Annotated in this window: 12 protein-coding genes; 1 reads left to right on the plus strand and 11 read right to left on the minus strand. The window is 63.6% G+C overall.

Features of this window, described 5'->3' with window-relative positions:
- Positions 1–680 precede the first annotated feature (680 nt).
- On the plus strand, positions 681–1,442 hold the full coding sequence (locus tag HA399_RS11370; RefSeq protein WP_054556253.1) for a sulfite exporter TauE/SafE family protein: 762 nt from the start codon (positions 681–683) through the stop codon (positions 1,440–1,442).
- A 462-nt stretch (positions 1,443–1,904) separates the two neighbouring features.
- Here HA399_RS11370 and glmS read toward each other — a convergent pair whose 3' ends face one another.
- From glmS to HA399_RS11425, 11 genes are all read right to left on the minus strand, one after another.
- Positions 1,905–3,854: a glutamine--fructose-6-phosphate transaminase (isomerizing) gene (glmS, locus tag HA399_RS11375; protein WP_404325044.1), complete on the minus strand. Its 1,950-nt coding sequence runs from the start codon at positions 3,852–3,854 to the stop codon at positions 1,905–1,907.
- 179 nt (positions 3,855–4,033) lie between these two features.
- Positions 4,034–5,380 (minus strand): UDP-glucose/GDP-mannose dehydrogenase family protein, encoded by a 1,347-nt coding sequence (locus HA399_RS11380; RefSeq protein WP_153636201.1) that lies wholly within the window; start codon positions 5,378–5,380, stop codon positions 4,034–4,036.
- Positions 5,381–6,051: 671 nt separating this feature from the next.
- The gene (locus HA399_RS11385; protein WP_404325045.1) at positions 6,052–7,002 is read right to left on the minus strand and encodes a glycosyltransferase family A protein; all 951 of its coding nucleotides are present in this window, start codon (positions 7,000–7,002) and stop codon (positions 6,052–6,054) included.
- The gene (locus HA399_RS11390; protein ID WP_279832758.1) at positions 6,986–7,741 is read right to left on the minus strand and encodes a glycosyltransferase family 2 protein; all 756 of its coding nucleotides are present in this window, start codon (positions 7,739–7,741) and stop codon (positions 6,986–6,988) included. Before HA399_RS11390 ends, HA399_RS11385 begins: the two co-directional genes overlap by 17 nt.
- A complete protein-coding gene (locus HA399_RS11395; RefSeq protein WP_404325047.1) occupies positions 7,734–9,008 on the minus strand; it encodes a glycosyltransferase in 1,275 nt (424 codons plus the stop codon). The genes HA399_RS11390 and HA399_RS11395 overlap by 8 nt, the downstream gene beginning before the upstream one ends.
- Position 9,009: 1 nt before the next feature.
- Positions 9,010–10,512 (minus strand): polysaccharide pyruvyl transferase family protein, encoded by a 1,503-nt coding sequence (locus HA399_RS11400; protein ID WP_404325048.1) that lies wholly within the window; start codon positions 10,510–10,512, stop codon positions 9,010–9,012.
- A gap of 151 nt (positions 10,513–10,663) precedes the next feature.
- Positions 10,664–12,055: a hypothetical protein gene (locus tag HA399_RS11405; RefSeq protein ID WP_404325049.1), complete on the minus strand. Its 1,392-nt coding sequence runs from the start codon at positions 12,053–12,055 to the stop codon at positions 10,664–10,666.
- On the minus strand, positions 12,052–13,119 hold the full coding sequence (locus HA399_RS11410) for an EpsG family protein (RefSeq protein WP_131432419.1): 1,068 nt from the start codon (positions 13,117–13,119) through the stop codon (positions 12,052–12,054). Before HA399_RS11410 ends, HA399_RS11405 begins: the two co-directional genes overlap by 4 nt.
- A gap of 2 nt (positions 13,120–13,121) precedes the next feature.
- A complete protein-coding gene (locus tag HA399_RS11415) occupies positions 13,122–14,417 on the minus strand; it encodes a sugar transferase (RefSeq protein WP_054556262.1) in 1,296 nt (431 codons plus the stop codon).
- A 198-nt stretch (positions 14,418–14,615) separates the two neighbouring features.
- On the minus strand, positions 14,616–16,979 hold the full coding sequence (locus HA399_RS11420; protein WP_404325050.1) for a GNVR domain-containing protein: 2,364 nt from the start codon (positions 16,977–16,979) through the stop codon (positions 14,616–14,618).
- A 73-nt stretch (positions 16,980–17,052) separates the two neighbouring features.
- Positions 17,053–18,252 (minus strand): polysaccharide export protein, encoded by a 1,200-nt coding sequence (locus HA399_RS11425; RefSeq protein WP_213114537.1) that lies wholly within the window; start codon positions 18,250–18,252, stop codon positions 17,053–17,055.
- Positions 18,253–19,439: the final 1,187 nt, after the last annotated feature.

The raw sequence follows: 19,439 nt of genomic DNA on the forward strand, positions 1-19,439 counted from the left end.
TGACCAGCACAGCCGACCAGCGCCCTCGAAGCAGAGCACACACTGCACTGAAGAGTGGGTCAGTTCTTGCGACTGACTTTTATTCGCAATTTCTTGGATTTTAGTGCTTGAATCCCGTTCATCCGCCAGAAGCTGATCCTGCACTGAAGATGACAGGTGAACGACGTCACCCTGAGGAGTGGACACTGGAGGGATGTCCGCTCGTGAGAAAGGTAGTGGCAGAAAGTGGCAGAAAGTGGCAGAAAGTGGCAGCAAATGGCGACACTTCCTGCCCCGCCGTTGACCACAGACTAATAATCCCCCCCAGCCCAAACAAGCTGCGCTGTCGCCAAAAGCCGAAATCATGAGCGTTTATGCGCCAATCCTCCGGCAACTCATGCCAGATACTGAGAATCAGTGACTACTGAAATGCGCCCCGCTCACTGAGCCAATTGAGCCAGCGCGACCAAAGCCGTCATGCCCGCGGCCTTATGTGACGCACATCAACGTGAGCACTTTGCGCGAGTGTCATACTGCCAGAGCGCGATGCAGGCTATGATGGCAGGCATTGGTCGGCCTGCCCGCACGCGCACGGCGCCCGCTCTCAAGCGCCCTTGCCTGCCAGCGCCAGGCCTCGCGCATGTTGAAGCCAGCGCCGCCCTGCCCTTTCTGTTCTATCCCCCCTTGCCCACGGAGACTTCATGGAGCCTTGGCAACTTGTCGCCATCATGATGAGCCTGGCACTCGCCAGCTATATCCAGACCCTGACCGGTTTCGCCTTCGGATTGATCGTGATGGGCCTGCTGGCGACCCTCGATGTGCTGCCCATCGAGAGCGCCGCATTGCTGTGTACTCTGCTGGGCCTGTTCAACAACGGGATGGCCATGCGCGGGCACTGGCGAGAGATCAATCCGCGTCTGGCTCGCCGCCTGCTAGTCACCAGCCTGCCAATGTTGCCGGTGGGCTATTTCCTGGCAGTCTGGCTGGGCAGCGAAAGAGCCCCTCTGCTGGGCATGTTGCTGGGCATCGTCATCCTGATCGCCTGTCTCGCCCTGCTGGCTCAACCGGGCCCGCGTGCCACGACATCGCCACGCTGGCACTTTCATACCGCCGGTGTGCTGTCAGGCCTGATGGGGGGGCTGTTCGCGGCCAATGGCCCGCCTCTGGTGGTCGTGCTCTATCGTCAGCCGATGACGCTGATCGCCATTCGCTGCACGCTGTTCGGTGTCTTCATCGTCACCGGCATCGTGCGCATGGGCCTCAGCATCGCGGCCCCGGGGCGTATCGGCGACACCCTGCCCCAGCTGCTGCTCGTGGGTCTGTCGGGCGCTCTCGTCGTGATGCTCTTCACCGAGCTGGCGCGTCGCTTCCCGCCGCCCTTGAGTGACAATCGTCTGCGTCAGGTCGCCTATGCCATTCTGCTGGTCTCGAGCGTCAATCTGATCATCAAGGGCCTGATCTGATGACTCGGACTCCGCCAGCACAGGACGCGACTGATCCAGCGGGCGATGAAGGCTTCATCGAACTCTCGGAGAGCACGATTGACGCCATCAAAGCGGCGGGCAGAAAGCTCGATGAAGACGTGCAGGCGGGGCGTGTCCCTGCGGGCAGCTCGCGCTGGATGATGGCACCGTCGGGGGAGCGCTTCTGCATTCGTCATTCCGGCCCAGCCCTTGATGCAGAGGCTGATGAAAACTCTGATGACGCGCCCGAGCCAGATGCCGACACGCATCGCCAGTCACTGGTGACTCGCTGCTGGCAGCGTCTGCTGGCGCGCGTGAAGCGCGCAGGCGTTATGCGAGGCTGACTCATCGACAAAAGCCCTCGATATCGCTCGCGACAAAGCTCTCGATATAGCCTGCAACAAAAAAGGGACTGCCCATGGGCAGTCCCTTTCGTTTACTTCATATCAACTACCGCAGGGGTCACTCCACCGTGACACTCTTGGCCAGGTTGCGCGGCTGATCGACATCGGTGCCCTTGAGCACGGCGACGTGATAGGAGAGCAGCTGCAGCGGCACCGCGTAGACGATCGGTGCGAGGAAGCGGCACACGCCCGGCACGGTGACGACGTGAACGCCCTCACCGGCCTTGAGGCTGACTTCCGGGTCCGCGAACACGAACAGCTGACCGCCGCGGGCGCGAACTTCCTGCAGGTTGGATTTCAGCTTCTCCATCAGGTCATCCATCGGCGCGACCGCCACCACCGGCATGTCTTCGTCGATCAACGCCAGCGGGCCGTGCTTGAGCTCACCGGCCGCGTAGGCTTCGGCGTGGATGTAGGAGATTTCCTTGAGCTTGAGCGCCCCTTCCATGGCGATGGGGTACTGGCTGCCACGCCCGAGGAACAGGGTGTGGTGACGGTGCATGAACTTCTCCGCCAGCTGCGCGATTTCCCCATCCAGCGCCAGGGATTGCTCGATCACGTGCGGCAGGTCCTTGAGACGCATCAGCAGCTGACGGCTCAGCAGGTCATCCGTCTGACCATCGCCCTTGGCCTGACGCAGCGCCAGGGTGGTCAGCATCAGCGCTACCAGCTGGGTGGTGAAGGCCTTGGTGGAGGCAACGCCGATTTCCGGCCCGGCATGGGTCAGCAGTGACAGGTCGGATTCACGCACCAGCGAGCTGCCCGCCACGTTGCAGATGGCAAGGCTTGCCAGATAGTGGCCGGCCTGCGGGCCTTCACGGTTGAGCTTCTGGATGTCGCGCAGCGCCGCCAGCGTATCGGCGGTCTCGCCGGACTGGGACAGGGTCAGGAACAGTGTCCCCGGTGCCGCGACGCGCTCGCGATAACGGAATTCCGAGGCCACCTCGACCTGAGCCGGAATGCCCGCGACCTCTTCCAGCCAGTAGCGCGCCACCATGCCAGCGTGATAGCTGGTACCACAGGCGATGATCTGTACCTGACGCACATCGGCGAACAGCTGTGTCAGGCGCGCCACATCCACGACCTGCTTGCCGCTCTCGCTGCCTTTTTCGCTGGCGGCGAGGAAGGAATGGCGCGAGACATCGAAGGCCTCCAGACGCACGCCCTGCGGGTCCAGTCGCTCAGCCAACGTGCGCGACAGCACACGCGGCTGCTCCATGATCTCCTTCATCATGAAGTGGCGATACTCGCCCTTGCCGGCGGCTTCGACACTGTGTTCGTAACGCACCACTTCACGCGTGACCGGCGTCAGCTCATCGCGGTCGCCAGTACGTTCCAGCACCTGGATACCCGCCGGCGTGATGGCGACCATGTCGCCTTCATCGAGATAGATGAAGCGATCGGTGACCGGCAGCAGCGCCAGCGGGTCGGAGGCGATAAAGTGCTCATCGATCCCCACGCCGACTACCAGCGGGCTGCCCTGACGGGCACCGACCAGCAGCTCGGGGTTGCGCTGTTCCATCACCGCCAGCGCGAAGGCGCCATCGAGACGCGCGGTGACCGCATTGACGGCCTCCGGCAGTGCCAGGCCGCTGCACAGTTCGCGATCGACCAGGTGCGCGACCACCTCGGTGTCGGTCTCGGAAGTGAAGACATAACCGGCAGCTTCCAGCTCGCCACGCAGCGCTTCGTGGTTCTCGATGATGCCGTTGTGCACCACGGCGACCCGCTCACTGGAGAGATGCGGGTGCGCATTGTGCTGGGCAGGACGCCCGTGGGTCGCCCAGCGGGTGTGCGCCACGCCGATGGCGCCGGACAACGGCGCCTCGCGCAGCTCGTCTTCCAGCGCACGCACCTTGCCCACGGCACGCGCACGACGCAGTTCTCCGGCAGGGTCGATGACCGCCACGCCGGCGGAGTCATACCCGCGGTATTCGAGGCGATGCAGCCCCTCGATCAGAATCTTGCTGATATCACGCTGAGCCAGACCGGCAACGATGCCACACATGAGAAATTCCTCTACTGCGTGCCACCCTCATGGGGAGCGTGGCACGACTGAATGGATGTCTTTCAGGGAGTGCGTACGCAGATCAGGTACGCGTGCTGAATCTTTCAGCGACGTTCAATGCCTGCTTGAGCACTGACGCTTGAGCACTGACGCCCGGGCTGTGATGCCAAGCCGCAAGCTCAAGCCTGATTCAGCAGCAGGGTGTCACCGCGGCCGACCGCGTAGTACATCAGGCCAGCGGCCTTCATGGCGGCAGGCTCGAACAGGTTGCGGCCATCGACCACCACCGGGAAGCCGAGCTGGGACTTCAGCCACTCGCCGTCCAGGGTGCGGAATTCCTTCCACTCGGTGCAGATCACCAGCGCATCGGCACCCTTGACCGCCTGCTGACGGTCCGCGACCAGTACCAGCTCATCGCGCTCGCCGTAGATGCGGCGGCATTCCTTCATGGCTTCCGGGTCATAGGCCTGCACGGTCGCGCCCGCCGCCCACAGCGCTTCCATCAGCGTGCGGCTCGGCGCATCGCGCATGTCATCGGTGTTGGGCTTGAAGGCCAGCCCCCAGACGGCGATGGTCTTGCCCTTGAGGTCGCCATCGAAGGCCCGCGACAGCTTGTCGAACAGCGTGACCTTCTGGCGCTTGTTGACGGATTCCACGGCGGTCAGCAGCTCGGCTTCATAGCCGATCTGGCTGGCAGTACGTGCCAGCGCCTGGACATCCTTCGGGAAGCAGGAGCCACCATAGCCACAGCCCGGATAGATGAAGTGGTAACCGATACGCGGGTCACTGCCGATGCCGCGACGCACTTCCTCGATGTCCGCACCCAGGCGCTCGGCCAGGTTGGAAATCTCGTTCATGAAGCTGATCTTGGTCGCCAGCATGGCGTTGGCGGCGTACTTGGTCAGCTCGGCGGCGCGCACATCCATGAACATCAGCTTTTCATGGTTGCGGTTGTAGGGGGCGTAGCATTCGCGCATGCGCTCACGCACCGCTTCGGAATCGGTGCCGACCACGATGCGCGCGCCACGCGTGAAGTCGTCCAGCGCCGCGCCTTCCTTGAGGAATTCCGGGTTGGAGCAGACATCGAAATCGACGCTTGCACCACGGTCCTTGAGCACGTCCTTGACCCGCGCCTTGACGCGGTCCGCCGTGCCCACCGGCACGGTGGACTTGTCGATGATGACCTTGTAGTCATTCATGTGCTCGCCGATGGTGGTGGCGACGGACAGCACGTACTTGAGGTCGGCGCTGCCGTCTTCATCCGGCGGCGTGCCCACGGCGATGAACTGCAGCACGCCATGCTCGACGGCTTCACGCGCGTCGGTGGTGAAGCTCAGGCGACCGGCTTCCACGTTGCGCAGCAACATGCCTTCCAGGCCCGGCTCATAGATGGGAATCTCGCCCTGCTTGAGACCCTCGATCTTGGCGGCGTCCACATCCATGCACACTACGTCGTGGCCGACGTCGGCCAGGCAGGTACCCGTGACCAGACCGACATAACCGCTTCCAAAAATCGTGATCTTCATTGATGTCATCCTTGCTGGCCTTGTCGCCAGATCGTGTCGTGATACTCAAAGTGAAACGAGGCAATGACGGCTGAATCCTGTGCACATCTGACGGCTTTTCAGCGGCAATCGAGGTGGACCCCAGGGCATTTCGCCGTAAAGTTCTGTTCCCTCACGACTCCCTCGAGACTGCCTCGGATCTCTCTCAAGAGATGTCTTCGTAGGCGGAATTTCCCACCTTCATTGGCCGAAAATGAAATGCCGACAATGTCCTGTGCAAGAGGATCCACCCCCATTGAACAGCGATATTTCGTGACAGCGGCGCGAGGTTACCCAACCCACGGGCCAGAAGGCTCGCAGGTGATTGCAGGTAGACTGCAGGTAGCTCGCAGGGAAAAGACGCGCCGCTTGAGTCAGTGACGGGCAATCATCGCTGCCCGAAGTGTGGCTCTGTTATAAAGCAACTTCGTGAAAATTCATCCTGTCGGGCGCAATATGATCCAAAACATGACCCTATATAACTTGTGACTTATCTTTCTGATCCTGCCTGCCGCAACTTCCCTGATATGCCGCTTGATCAATTGACTACCCGGGCGGCAATGGCCACCTCATGGATGGCCATGCCTTCGCGCTAGAGTCGTCATCAAATCAGAGCCATCAGCAAATGAGAGCCGTCAGCGGTGCGGCAGCCATCAGCGAAAGTAATGCTTCGCGAAGGTCGCCAGGTGGCCATGCTTCATGGCGACCGGCGCCTTGCGCAGGAAAAAGGCCAATGACAACGGCGAGAAACGACTGCCGGTGGCGCGGGCAAACATGCGCCCCTTGGTGCGCGCCTTGGCCGGCGTGCTGTAGAAGTCGCTGCCGGAGGTGACCCCCGCATGAGCGACGATACCCAGATTGGCACGCATCAGACGCGCGCCCTGACGACGCGCATCGCTCAGCACGATGAACTCCTCGCCGGAGGGCTGATCAGTGCCCAGGCCGAACTGCTCATCGAAGCGTGCATGGAACTGGCAGAGATCCAGCGCCATGTCGACCGAGCGCACGCGCGCCAGTGACATCAGGCTGTGGGTCTTGAAGGACACCGGCGGCGCGGGCCGATCCGGGTCTCGCTCATGCAGCGGGAAGGCCTTGACGTGGGGGAAGCTGATCGCGGCCGCTTCGGTGCAGGTGAAGGCTTCCATCACCAACGCGACAGCCTGGGGATGCAGCTCGATATCGTCATCCAGCACATAGGCGTATCGCGTCGCACAGGCGGCCAGCGCCGTATTGCGACTCTTCGACAGGCCCCGCCCGTCGATCGCCAGGTACTCGAAACGGCTGTCGAAATTGGCCAGCGCGTACTCGCGATATTGCTCGCGGCTTGCGGGGTCTGACAGCTGATGCACGATCAAAAAGCGCGCCCCGGGCAGCGCATCATGACGCGGCACGCTGTAGAGGCCGTCATCCAGGGTCGAGATCAGGAAGGTCAGCTCCGGCACCTGGCGACGCGCGCTGTCATCCACCTGGCGTGCCCCGACCAGCACGCGCGGGCGCGAATCGAGGGGCGGCTGCGCGCTTGCATCGGCGTGGCGGGAAGCCGCCGTGGACTCGGTGGAAGGTGTCGCGGACGCCGCGACATCCTGTTCAACGATGTTTTGCATAACCGTTCACCGCGTAATGGACAAAGTTGCGACTGGCGCTGATCACATCCATCCCCAGCACCTCACGATACAGACGCCACTGATAGGCGGCGGCCTTGAACTTGTTGGACGACACGCTGCTCTCGCGACGCGTATAGCGCGCCAGCGGTTCCGGCATGCCCTGCGCCGGGCCCAGCTGACCGATGATGATCAGCCACAGCGCCAGGTCCTGACGCTTGCGGATCGTCGGCATGTAGAAGCGCCCATAACGACCGGCGTCATAGATGGCGGTCAGGCAGCCGATGGAGTTGGAGCGCAGCATGTCGTCACGCGTCAGGCGCTCGGGCGGCGCGAAGTACGAGACGTGCTCGCCCTGCTCGTCGACCATCTCGTAGCCGGTGTAGGAAAGCCCGGCACCGGTGTCCTGCATGAAGGCGATCTGGCGTTCGATCTTCTCGGGCAGCCAGGCATCATCGGCATCCAGAAAGGCGATATAGCGGCCCCTGGCCTCGGCGATGGCACGGTTGCGTGCCCGGCCCGGGCCACCGTTGGTGTCGGTTTCCAGCACGCGGATCTCGACGCCAGCGGTGTCCAGCGCCGCGAAGTCATCACGCAGACGACTGGCGGCACCGTCCGGCGAGGCATCGTCGCTGATCAGGATCTCGCGTACCGGCTCGCTCTGGGCCAGTACCGAGTCGACGGCGGCGTGCAGGCGGCGGTCATAGCCGTAGTTGGGCATGATGACGGAGACATCAGCCATGGGCCTTCTCCTCAAGCGGCTGTCGCTGAACGCGACGCGAGTGTGTGTCTGGGCGCGTGTCTGCGGATGAGTCCTGACGCGCCTGCCCGTTAGTCGCCGCATCGCCGGGCGTCGGCGGCGCGAGACGCGAGATCAGACGCTGATATTGCGGCAGCACCGCGTGCGCGCTGTAGCGATCAAAGCTCTGCCAAGCACCGCTTGAGAGGCGCAGCAGAAGCTCGTCATCGAACTCGAGGCGCGCCAGCTCGTGGGCCAGCTCGGCGATGATGGCGGCATCCCCGCTGCCATCCGGTTCCGCGCTGAGCATCCCGTCACGGCCATGCTCGATCAGCGCCAGCGGGCCGGAGCGCACCGGGCGCGACAGGCATGGCAGCCCCTCACGCTTGGCCTCGATCACGTTCATCGGCAGGCATTCGCGCTCCGAGGTCAGCAGCAACAGGCGTGCACGCCGCAGCTCGTGGGAGACATCCCTGAGCGCGCCGGTGAACAGCACCTGAGTGCCGGCAGGCACCGTGCTGTCGTTGGCGCCCTGGAAGACACGCAGTCCCATCTCGTTGCACAGCGCCAGCAGACGTTCACGCTCCGGGCCGTCGCCGACCACCACCAGGCGACCGCGACGGTAGCCGGAATCCGCGAAGGCACGAATCGCCAGATCGAGGCGCTTGATCGGCGCCAGACGCCCGACCATCACCACATCGACCTGATGCTCGCAGCCGCTGCGTGCCTCGTCCGCCCGCTGGTCGTCCAGATAATTGGGAATCACCGTCGGCGTGAGGCCACGGCGACGCCAGCATTCGGCATCGACCTCATTGAGCACCTGCAGCACGTCGAGGTGGCGATAGGCCAGCTGCTTGACGATGCGCTTGGCACGGCGGTCGTGATGATAGGCGCTGTGCTCCTGGGCGATGATGCGCGTGCGCGGACGCGGACGCCCCTCGCCATCGACGCCACCGGTGCCGCGTGCCGCCAGCTGCGCCGCCAGATGGAAGGCGAAGTAGCCGCTGACCATTACCTCGATCCGCTCCTCCAGCATCAGGCGACGCAGATGCGTCACCCAATGGCGGAAGTTCTGGCGCGTGCCGGTGGCCGGCAGTCCGAGGGTGCGATATTCGACACCCTCCAGACGCCCCCAGTACGGCTCGCCTTCGCGCACCGAGACCAGCGTGACTCGGTGGCTGGCGCTCAGATCCCGCGCCAGACCATGCATCACCTTCTCGACGCCACCACAGGCACTGATGTCCTGGATCAACAGAGCGACATGTGCCATATCAGGCTCCTCGCACGACAGGCTCGCTGTCATGAGCGGCAGTTGCGCTGTTGTCGCCGGCAGGCGCATCCGCAGCCATGGCCGCCTCGGCAGCAGCTGGCTTGGGCGCCACCGGTGCCGGGAAGGCAGCGTCATTGAGCTTCAATTCACGCTGGCCCCAGACGCCGGAACGTCCCGGTGCACGACGCAGGAAGTCGCGCGTGATATCGGCGGTGATCGCCAGCTTCTCGGCGATGACCTTCTCGGCCAGCGCCGGGAAGGCCTTGTCGGCGACCAGCTGTTCGATATCGGCCACGATGCGTGCCGGGTCGAAGTTCTCGATGTCCTGCACACTGTCGCCGAGACCGAAGTCACGCATGATGCCCGGCGCCTTGGGGCCACAGTAGGACAGCGCGTAGACCGGCGTGCCGGACATCAGCGCGAAGATGACCGAGTGGAAGCGGGTGCCGACCAGGAACTGGGCATCGCGGTAGAGATCGACCAGCGCGTCCGGGCTCGGGTCGCCCTGCACCAGCTCGATACGCGTGGCGAGGTCTTCCCCGCCCGCCGTGGCCAAGGCCTTCTGCAGATGATCGAACACCAGCTGGGAGATGCGCTGGTCATTCTCGATATCGGTCGGGCCCAGCACGTGCGGTACCACCAGCAGGCGCTCGATGCCCAGACGCTCGCGGGATTCCAGCAGTGAGCGCGACAGCACCTCGACACGCTCGGCGAAGGCTTGCTGATCCAGGCCCCACCAGTCGCGCAGGGTGATAACGGCATACGGCGAGGCCACGCCATTCGGCGCCTTGACCGCGGCATGCTCGTCGCTGGCACGCGGGGCCATGGCGAAGGCCATGTCGGTGCCCAGCAGCGCGTGCGGCAGCTTCGGGTCGGCCTTCTGGGTCATGGCGTGGGTGATTTCCTCACGCGAGACCACCAGGCAATCGCTCAGGGTGCGCAGGAAGAAGCGCTCCTGGGCCGGGGTCTTGAACGGGCCGAAGGAGTGACCCAGCAGCAAGACGCGCTTGCCGGCCTTGCGGGCCAGCATCACCGGCGCCAGATAGCCGATCAGCGCCAGCCATGAGGACAGCGTCTTCTTGAAGCTGCCGTTGTGGAAGATATGGCCGCCCTTGACGACCACCAGGTCCGCGGCGTCGATGATGTCGTTGCCACTCTTGCCCTGCTTGCCGAACATCATCTTGGCGCCCAGGCCAAGCAGCGAGGTCACGAAGCGCAGCTTGTCACGCATCGGCGGCATCAGCGGCTGGCCGACGGTGACGCGTTCACGGTAGCGGCGACGAATATGCCGGAACGGGCCGCGCTCGGTGGCGAACACCTGATCATCGATGGGCAGGATGTCGATGCGGTGGCCTTCGGCCTTGGCCACGCCGGCGCCGGAGACATCGCTGCGGCCCTGTTCGGCATCGATCAGCTGATCGAGAAAGTCGATGGTACCCATCAGGATGGCGGAGTCGCCCTTGTTGTCGTCATGCCATCCGTGCGTCATGCATATCTTGGCCATGCTGTTCGTCCTTCTGTCCGTAATGTCGCGATTCGAACGCGCGATGCCTGAGGGCTGTGTCTGCATGCCCGGCATCGCCGTCATGTCATCAACCGGAAGGCACAGATGCTGACCTTCCGATTCCTGCTGCGCCCGTGAAGCCCGGTCAGACTCAGGCACTCGCCGCAGCGTTGTCTTCGTGTGTCTTGCCACCGCGGGAAAGTGATGGCTGGAAGAGGATCGCCATCGCCAGCATCACCACTTCGGCGCCGACCGGCACACACAGGAAGAGGCTGTAGAGATCGACGCCCAGAAGGCTGCCGGTGTCGCCGGACGCGTTGCCCAGCGAGTGGTTGAGCGCCGCGATCGCAAGGCCCCCGCCGACCACCAGGGTGGCGCCGGTGCTCTGGCACAGCAGGCGCTTGCCGTTGAGGCGCAGCGCGGCCAGGCGCGTGAAGGCGCAGGTGACGAAGGCGTGCACCAGATAGACCAGCGCGAAGGCGCGCAGCGTCAGGGTCAGGCGCGGGTAGGCGCCGCTCAGGAAGTGTTCCGCCAGCCACGGCGCGATCAGCGCCAGCCCCCCCGCCACCGGCAGCGCGAAGCCACTGGCGATGACCAGGTACTCCTTGAGGCGCGCATCGCCGTGGGTCAGCTTGGGCAGGTAGTAGCGATACAGGCTGGTGGGGAAGACATAGAGCGCGAACACGATGGAGGTCACCACCGAGACACTGGCCACCTGAGCGGGCGCAAAGGCCAGCCCGGCCAGAATCACCCAGGCCTGCAGGTAGGCGAACGACATCAGGTTGTTGTAGAGAAAGCCGCGACCGCGCGCGAAATCCGCCTTGCTCGGCAGGCGACGCTGGCCCGCGCCCTCTTGGCCCACGCCCTCATGGCCCGCCGCCGCGTCGGCCTCGGCCCGGGCATCCGCCAGCGCATCACGTGACAGCCACATGCCCAGCGCCATCACGATGACCAGCGCGATGGCGCTGACCATCACGAAGGTCGGCACCGGCGCCAGGCCGAACATGCCGGCGGGGGTGGTCAGGTCAGCGCTGAACTCGGCGCCGGTGACAAGCTCGACGCCCTGATGATAGAGCGCCGGCCCAGCGGCGCAGGCGACGGCGATCGCCACCGCCAGCGAGATCAGCACCGTCATCAGATTGACGCGACCCAGGCGCTCCTGACGCTGCAGGCGCGAGTTGATCATCTGCAGGCCGACCTGCTCCGCCGCGGCACGCAGCGCACAGAAGGCGAAGATGAAGGCCGACAGGCCCAGCAGCGGCGCGATGCCGACGGCAAAGCCGATCGCCAGCAAGGCATACAGCGAGATGCCGACGCCCATCCAGCGGCGCAGTGCCGACGCGCTGGCGCCGTCGCGGGTGACCAGCAACACCTCGTTGCCGCCCATGCGCGCCAGTACGCCCAGCAGTACCGCGTAGTTGAGGGCCAGCGCGTATTCACCGAAGGCCTCCGGCGCCACGGCACGCGCCAGCAGCAGGCCCGCGGCGGAGGACAGGCCGCGCGCCATCAGATTGAACAGCGAGAAGATCAGCGCTTCGCTCATGACTGGCCTCCGTTGCCGACGACCAGGGCTTCATCGCTGAGGAAATAGAACTCGTAGTTGTTCAAGAAATCGTGGTCCTGATTGCCGGCCGCCACCTTCAGCGACATGAAGAACAGCGCCATCATCAGCACGCCGCTGATCAGGCTGGGCAACAGCTTGTCGCGGAAATGCTCGATCACGTCACAGATGACGAAGATGGCGAACGGCAGGAAATAATAGCTGGCACGTGCCACATGCTCACCGTAGGTGATGAACAGGGTGTAGAGCGCCACGCCGATGAACATCAGGTTGAAGGCCCAGGGATCCAGTGACAGGCGGAAGTGCTTCCACATCACCAGGGTGCCCAGGCAGATCAACAGGTAGATGACGTAGAGCTTCTCGCCACCGCCGGAGAAATCCTCGAAATAATGCGCATAGAGGCCCAGCGCACTGAGAATGCTCTTGGCCAGCGGCCCGGCCACGAAACACAGTGGCAGCAGCCCCAGGTAGAGCCAGAACGGGTAGGCACGACGCAGCAGCGGATAGATCACCAGCAGGGGCAGATACAGTGCCAGGGTGTAGTGAAAGCTGGTGCCGACGAGCATCAGCACCAGCGCGGGCAGCCGCATGCCGCGCTCCAGACACGCCATCGCCAGCATGAACAGCGCAATCGCCACGTGCTGCTTCACGAACCCGAAGGCCGACAGATAGATCAGCGGCAGGCAGACGAAGAACAGCAGGCACCAGGCCAGATTGCGACGGCTCATCACCAGTGCCGAGACGAAGCACGACACGTAGAGGATGGCGGTGATGATGAAGAACAGCTGCGGCTCGCCCCAGGCCCGCGCCATGCGTGCCAGGGCAGCAGGTGCGGGCTCGAGAAAGCTCAGGTCGACCTGCCAGGTGGCCATCTGGCGGTACGAGAAGTAGTCGTACCCTGCGTCGTAACGCAATGCCATGAACGCCAGACACAGCCCACCGGCCAACCAGGCACCCACCATGCGGGTGCGCTCGTTGGCGGCCAGCGGCAGGATTGCCACCAGCAGGGCCATGAAGCCGACGTAATAGCCACTGACGGTCAGCATGCTCAGCGTGCCCCGAAGCCGGTCAGCATGGTCTTGATGGTACGGCCGACGATCAGCAGGTCGAGCCACACGGAGAAGCGCTTGATGTAGTAGAAGTCGTGCTCGAGCTTCTCGCGGGTCTCGTCGGCGTCAGAGGCATAGCCCTGAGTGACCTGTGCCCAGCCGGTGATGCCCGGACGCACCACGTGACGGTAGTTGTAGAACGGGATCTGTTCGGCGAATTCATTCACGAACTTGACCTGCTCCGGACGCGGGCCGATCAGGCTCATCTCGCCCTTGAGCACGTTGATGAACTGCGGCAGCTCATCGATGCGGGTCTTGCGGATCACGCGACCGATGCGGGTCACGCGCATGTCATTGGCCTGGGCGAACTGGGCGCCGGTCTTCTCGCTGTCGTGGCACATGCTGCGGAACTTGAACATGCGATACGGACGACCACCCTGGCCGACACGCTCCTGGACGAAGAACACGCCACCCGGCGAATCGAGACGGATCAGCACGGCGGTCACCAGGCAGATCGGCAGCACGAACGGCGCCACGGCGAGCACGGCCAGCATGTCGAACAGGCGCTTGAACAGCTCATATTCACTGTTGGGGGCCAGCTGGCCGAAGCTGTTCTCACGCACCTGATCGAGCTCGACACGGCCGGTCAGCGACTCGCGGACTTCGCTGGCGTCATAGACCGGGATGCGATGCAGCACGCAGTTGGCCAGGAAACGCTGCCATTCTGCCGGCATCTCGGCCTCCAGGTCGGCGACCACGCCGTTGTAGCGCTCTTCGCCGAGATCCGGCGCGCGCATCAGGTTCCAGCGTGCCCCACGGGTGGTGAACAGGCTGCGGTAGTCACCGAAGGGCACCACGGCCAGCTTGCGGATGCGGGTGCGCTGCTCGGCCCAGAAGCCGATGGAGCAGATCAGCATCGCCGCCAGCCACGAGCTGCCGAGCACGATGCGGCTGAAGCGCAGATCCAGCGCGATCAGCACGCTCATCGCCAGCAGATAGCTGATGGTGATGGCCGGCAGCACGTAGGCGAAGGCCTTGGCGCCGGGGTAGCGCGACATGTGACGAATCGCCTGCAATGCGAGCAGGAAGCCGCCGCTGGCGGCGATGACGCTGTGCATGCGCATCTCGCTGACCCACGGGCGCAGGCCATTGATCAGCAGCAGCGGGACACCCACTGCCAGAATCAGACCGACGATGGCCTGACACAGCGAGTTGAACATCAGTCGCTCGTACATGCGGGAGTGGCGCTGACGCCCTTCCAGCCCGGAGCTTGCATGGTTCGTCGTGGTATTCATATGCCGTTACCCCCTTGGCTTGCGTTCGTGTTGTGGTTCCGTTCATCACGCTCGGAGCCGCTGGTGCCGTCGCTCGACGGCGTGCTACCCGATGCTTCACCCGTACTGCCTCGGCTCTCGCCTCGACTGCCGATCCCCACTGCCAACGAGGCACGCAGTCTCGGACATCGGGTTCGCGGGCTCTAATGCAAGTGGCCGCTAACCCTTGGCGCCACCCTGGTACTGATAATCGTGATAGCTGTAGCCGTAGCTGTAGGTCGTGGTGGCCTTGCGCTCGACGGCATTGAGAATCGCGCCATCGACGTGCACGCCACTGGAGGCGAAGCGCTCCAGCGCCGCTTCGATTTCCTTGGGCGAGTTATGCATGAAGCGCGTCACCATCACGCTGACACCGCACTGCTTGCCGACGATGGCGGCATCGGTGACGGCCAGGATCGGCGGTGTATCGACGATGACCATGTCGAAGTTGGCGCTGGCCCACGTCAGCAGGTCGCTGAAGCGTGACTGCAGCAGCAGCTCCGACGGATTGGAGGGCGAGGTACCGCGCGCCACATAGCACAGGTTGCTCGGCGCGCCGTTGGCGGCCACCCCTTCGCCAAGCGCCGTAGCGGCGGTCTCGGACATCGCCAGACTCGGATCAGTGATGCCACGCACGATGCTGTCGCGGTCGGCCTTGCCGAGCAGGAAGTCGCTCAGGCCCGGTGCGGCGTCGCTGGGCGAGACACCCGCCATGCTCTGGTGGACATGGCCACGGCGCATGTCGGCATCGATGACCAGCACCCGGTTGCCGGCCTGGGCACAGACGGCGGCCAGGTTGGCGGACACGAAGCTCTTGCCGATGCCCGGGCTCGGGCCACAGATCATCAGGCGATTGTCGGGGGCTTCCATCATCGCGAAATGCAGGCTGGTGCGCAGACCGCGCAGACCCTCGATGGAGAGATCCGCCGGATTGCGGATCGCCAGCAGCCCCGGTGCGACATTGTCATTGGCCGCTGCGGCGACACCGCGACCGGTGAAGCGCTTGAAGCCACGCGCCAGACGACGATTGAGGCGTGCCTGCTCTTCGGAGAGCGGCAGGGTCGCGTGGACATTGAGGCCCAGGTCGGAAAGCTCCGACGGCGTCTCGATACCGCGATGCAGCATGGAGCGCAGCAGCACGAAGACCACCCCGAGCATGCCGCCCAGCAGGGTCGCGATCACCACGATCATCGCCTTGCGCGGGCTGATCGGATGTGGCTGTGCGACGGCCTCGTCCAGAATGCGGATATTGCCGATGGTGCTGGCCTGGGCGATGTTCATTTCCTGGGTCTTGTTGAGCAGCTGCACGTAGATCTGCTGGTTGACCTCGACTTCACGCTCCAGACGCAGGATTTCCTGCTGGGTGTCCGGCAGATCACCGACCTGCTTCTCCAGCTCCTTGCGGGTGCGCTGCAGGTCCGCACGCTTCTTGCGCAGCGCCACGTAGTTGGGGTGACTGGGGTTGAACTTGCCGGACAGCTCCGCTTCTTCCAGCTGGGTCTCGTTGATCTGATTGTCGATATTGACCAGCTGCTCGAGCACCGACTTGGTCTCGAGATCCAGATTCACGCTATCGCTCTTGCCGCGATAGGCATTGAGACGGTTCTCGGCCACTTCGAGGCGTTCACGCACCGTCGGCACCTGCTTCTTGAGAAACTCGAGCGACTTCTCGGCTTCGGCGGACTGACGCTCGATGTTCTGCTGCTGGTAGGTATCGGTGATGCGCTGCAGGGTCTGTTGGGTGCGCAGCGGGTCTTCGCCGACCAGCGCCAGGCCCAGCACCCCGGTTTCCTTGCCCATCTCGGCCACCGCGAAGCGTGAACGCAGCGCATTCGTCGCTTCCAGGGTCGACTGATGCATCAGCGTGAATTCAGCGCCCCTGGCCGCGTCCAGTGCGCTGACCTTGAGCGTCACCTCGCCCAGCGGGCCATCGAAGCGTGAGGCTTCGCCGACCACACCGGTGCCCAGCGCATCGCCGTCGTACTGCAATTCGTACTCACCGCCCTCTCCCAGCGATACCAGCGTCAGCGGCACATCGTCCCAGGCCGCCGGCACTTCCAGGCTGGCCACGTCGATCGACTCGCCGGCCCAGACCATGCTGGAACCGGCAAGCCAGCTCGGACGCGCGAATTCGTGGGTGCGCAGGAAGGTGCCGATCAGCGGGTACTGATACGGCTTGACCACCAGATCCAGCTGCTCCTTCTTGACCGTCTCGCCCAGCACCAGGCGTGAGGTGATGATCTGGATCTCGGACTCGGACGGCGGTGCCTCGCCACGCAGCAGGCTGGAGACATCACGCAGCGGGTTCATGTTGCCGCCGCCCTCCTCGACCTGCACCAGCGCATCGGCCTTGTAGATCGGAGTGGCCAGCAGCGCGTAGAGCACCGCCAGCACGGTGAAGGTGCCGGTGATCAGCGCCAGCGTCAGACGGCTGTCATACAGCTGGCCCAGCATGCGGCCGAGATCAAGACTGGTGCGCGCGGGCACGCTTGACGACTCGCTGGCCGAGGCCTGACGCGTGGTGTGGGAATTGCGGTTCGACATCGTTGGGTCACTCTCCTGGTGTCCTGCCCGGCCACGGCGGTGCCGGGCAGGGACGCCTTGACGACCCCTCGCCTTACTGGCCGAGGGTATCGAGGTTGTCCTGGATTTCGGTGCTGTAGTAGATGGAACTCACCGTCGGCAGCAGCTGGGTAATCACACGGTTCCAGCGCGAGACCGGTGCGGCGGTGACATAGACGACGTCCTGCGGCTTGAGGCCGAAGTCCGCGCCCAGAATCAGCGCCGTGGAATTGCGCGCATCCAGCTGATAGACGGTGGCCAGCTTCTCGGGGTCTTCACGATCACGGCGGATGACGAAGATGCCCGACGCATCGGCGGAGTTTTCCTTGATGCCGCCGGCACGCGCGATGGCATCGGTCAGCGAGATCGGGCTTCTGCCCAGCGGCAGGCTGATGGACTTGTCCACCTCGCCCATCACGAACACCTTCTGGGTACCGACGTCCGGCACGTAGAGGGTGTCGCCATCCTTGAGCAGGCGGTCATTGCCCGCCTCATCGTTGGCGCCATTGCGCTCGGCCAGCAGCTCATAGAGGGAGATGGTGGTCTCTTCGCCATTGCGCTTGAGCACCACGTTGTGCCAATCGGCGTCTTCGGACAGACCACCCGCCGCCGCGATGGCGTCCAGCAGGCTCAGCGGCACATCGCTGATCGGTTGCACGCCGGGAGACTGGACCTCGCCGGTGATCCGCACCTTCTGGCTGCGGAAGGCGGCGACCTTGACGTCGATCTGCGGCGCGTTGAGATAGGGCTGCAGCTTCTCGCCGAGATCACGGCGAATCTGGTCCAGCGTCATGCCACTGACCTTGACGCGACCGACATAGGGATAGAACAGCGTGCCATCGGCGTGCACGACGTTGCCGGCTTCCTGCGCACTGCGCTCGGAACCCGTCGGCAAGGTCAGCTCGGGATGGTCATAGACGATGATGGTCAGGATGTCGCCGGGGCCGACACGGTACTGATAGTCCGGTGCCAGGCTGGCGCGCGTGCTGCTGTTGAGCTCCTGGGCCAGCGCCTTTTCAAGCTCACGACGCTGCCTGTCATCGCCACTGGATTGGCGTGATTCGGCGTCTGCGCGCGCCTGGGCCTTGATCAGGCCAAAGGTGATCGGTTCCACATCGACGATGTCGTCCACCGGCGCAGCGCTGGTGTCGTAGTCGATGTTGCCACCGGGGGCGAAGACGCACCCGGCGAGCCCGGTGAGGGCGCCGATGCTCAAGCTGGCGCCCAGAAGTCGTGCTATCAGTGCATTTTTCATCTGAAGTCCGTTGAGTCGACAGGCCCGATGACCCGGCACCCCAGTGCCATGATCATCGCGCCTTCCCCCGCCGCACATGGCCGCCGGGATGGATTCGATAACGTCTTCAGTTCCTGCTGCGTCATGCGTGTCGCCGGCCTTGCCTGGCTGTCACGCGGCTGCCGAGGGTGGGCCCTCGTGCATTTAGGTACCGGACCCTGGCGGTCTCGGCGTCTTGCGACTGGCCGCTGCGACCTCATTCACGCTGCGCCAGTGTGATCCGCAACGCTTACAGCGATATTTCCGCCATATGAATCATGCACATGGCTTGTCATATCCCGCCGTCATCCCCAGTCAGAATGTAGGCGCATCGCTCAAGATGTACGAAACACGACCCTGAACCGCAACCGGCGATGCTCAGACGGTAGGTGCATTCAATGTGCTTTCCACTTGCGGCTCTGACACCACTCTCTGCATGGCGGCCTTCATGCCACTCTTGCTGTCATTTGGGCAATATCTTCAGCGCCATTGCAGAGCAAACTTTCTATAGTTTTTTTACCGAAATGCGGCACACCTCTTTCGACCACAGCCCACGACCCATGGAGCTGCCAGAGGATCCGCCGCTGAATCAGTAACACCAATGCCGTGGCATCGCCGTGCATTGGATCACGCCATTCGTGGCGTTTTTGGCAAGGTGACCAAACCCTGTCTGCCGTGCATTTTACCTGATACACGCCTCCCGCCAATCAGCGCCCTGTTACAAAAATCCAATAAAAACATTGGTTTGTAGCGCCGCAAGTACGCTCGATGTCGCCACTTCCACGAAAGACGCGTTGCCGATGACAGACACCCCAAGCCCCATTTCGTCGGCAATGCGACACACTCAAGCGCAGGATTCCAGTCGCCACGCGGACCCCGTCTGGCGTAGCGCCCGGTGGAACATCGACAGCCACGTCGCCAATCATCCACACCCCAATTACTCTTTTTTACATAAATAATCGTCAAGCGATCAACGCGAATAATACGCAAGTCTTCACGCTAGACAGTTCACATATTCTCGTTAACATGAGCCTCGCTTTGCCACGACTCATCGGCTTTGTGTCTGTGTGGAGAAGGACTTCCTGCATCAACCGCTCTGCGGCTGATACCTGACAGGACTGTCAGGCGCAGACAGCAAGGCGCAACGATGAATTTCGGCAAGCGCATGA

It is taken from the genome of Cobetia sp. UIB-001 (assembly GCF_044789135.1).
Lineage (GTDB): Bacteria > Pseudomonadota > Gammaproteobacteria > Pseudomonadales > Halomonadaceae > Cobetia > Cobetia amphilecti.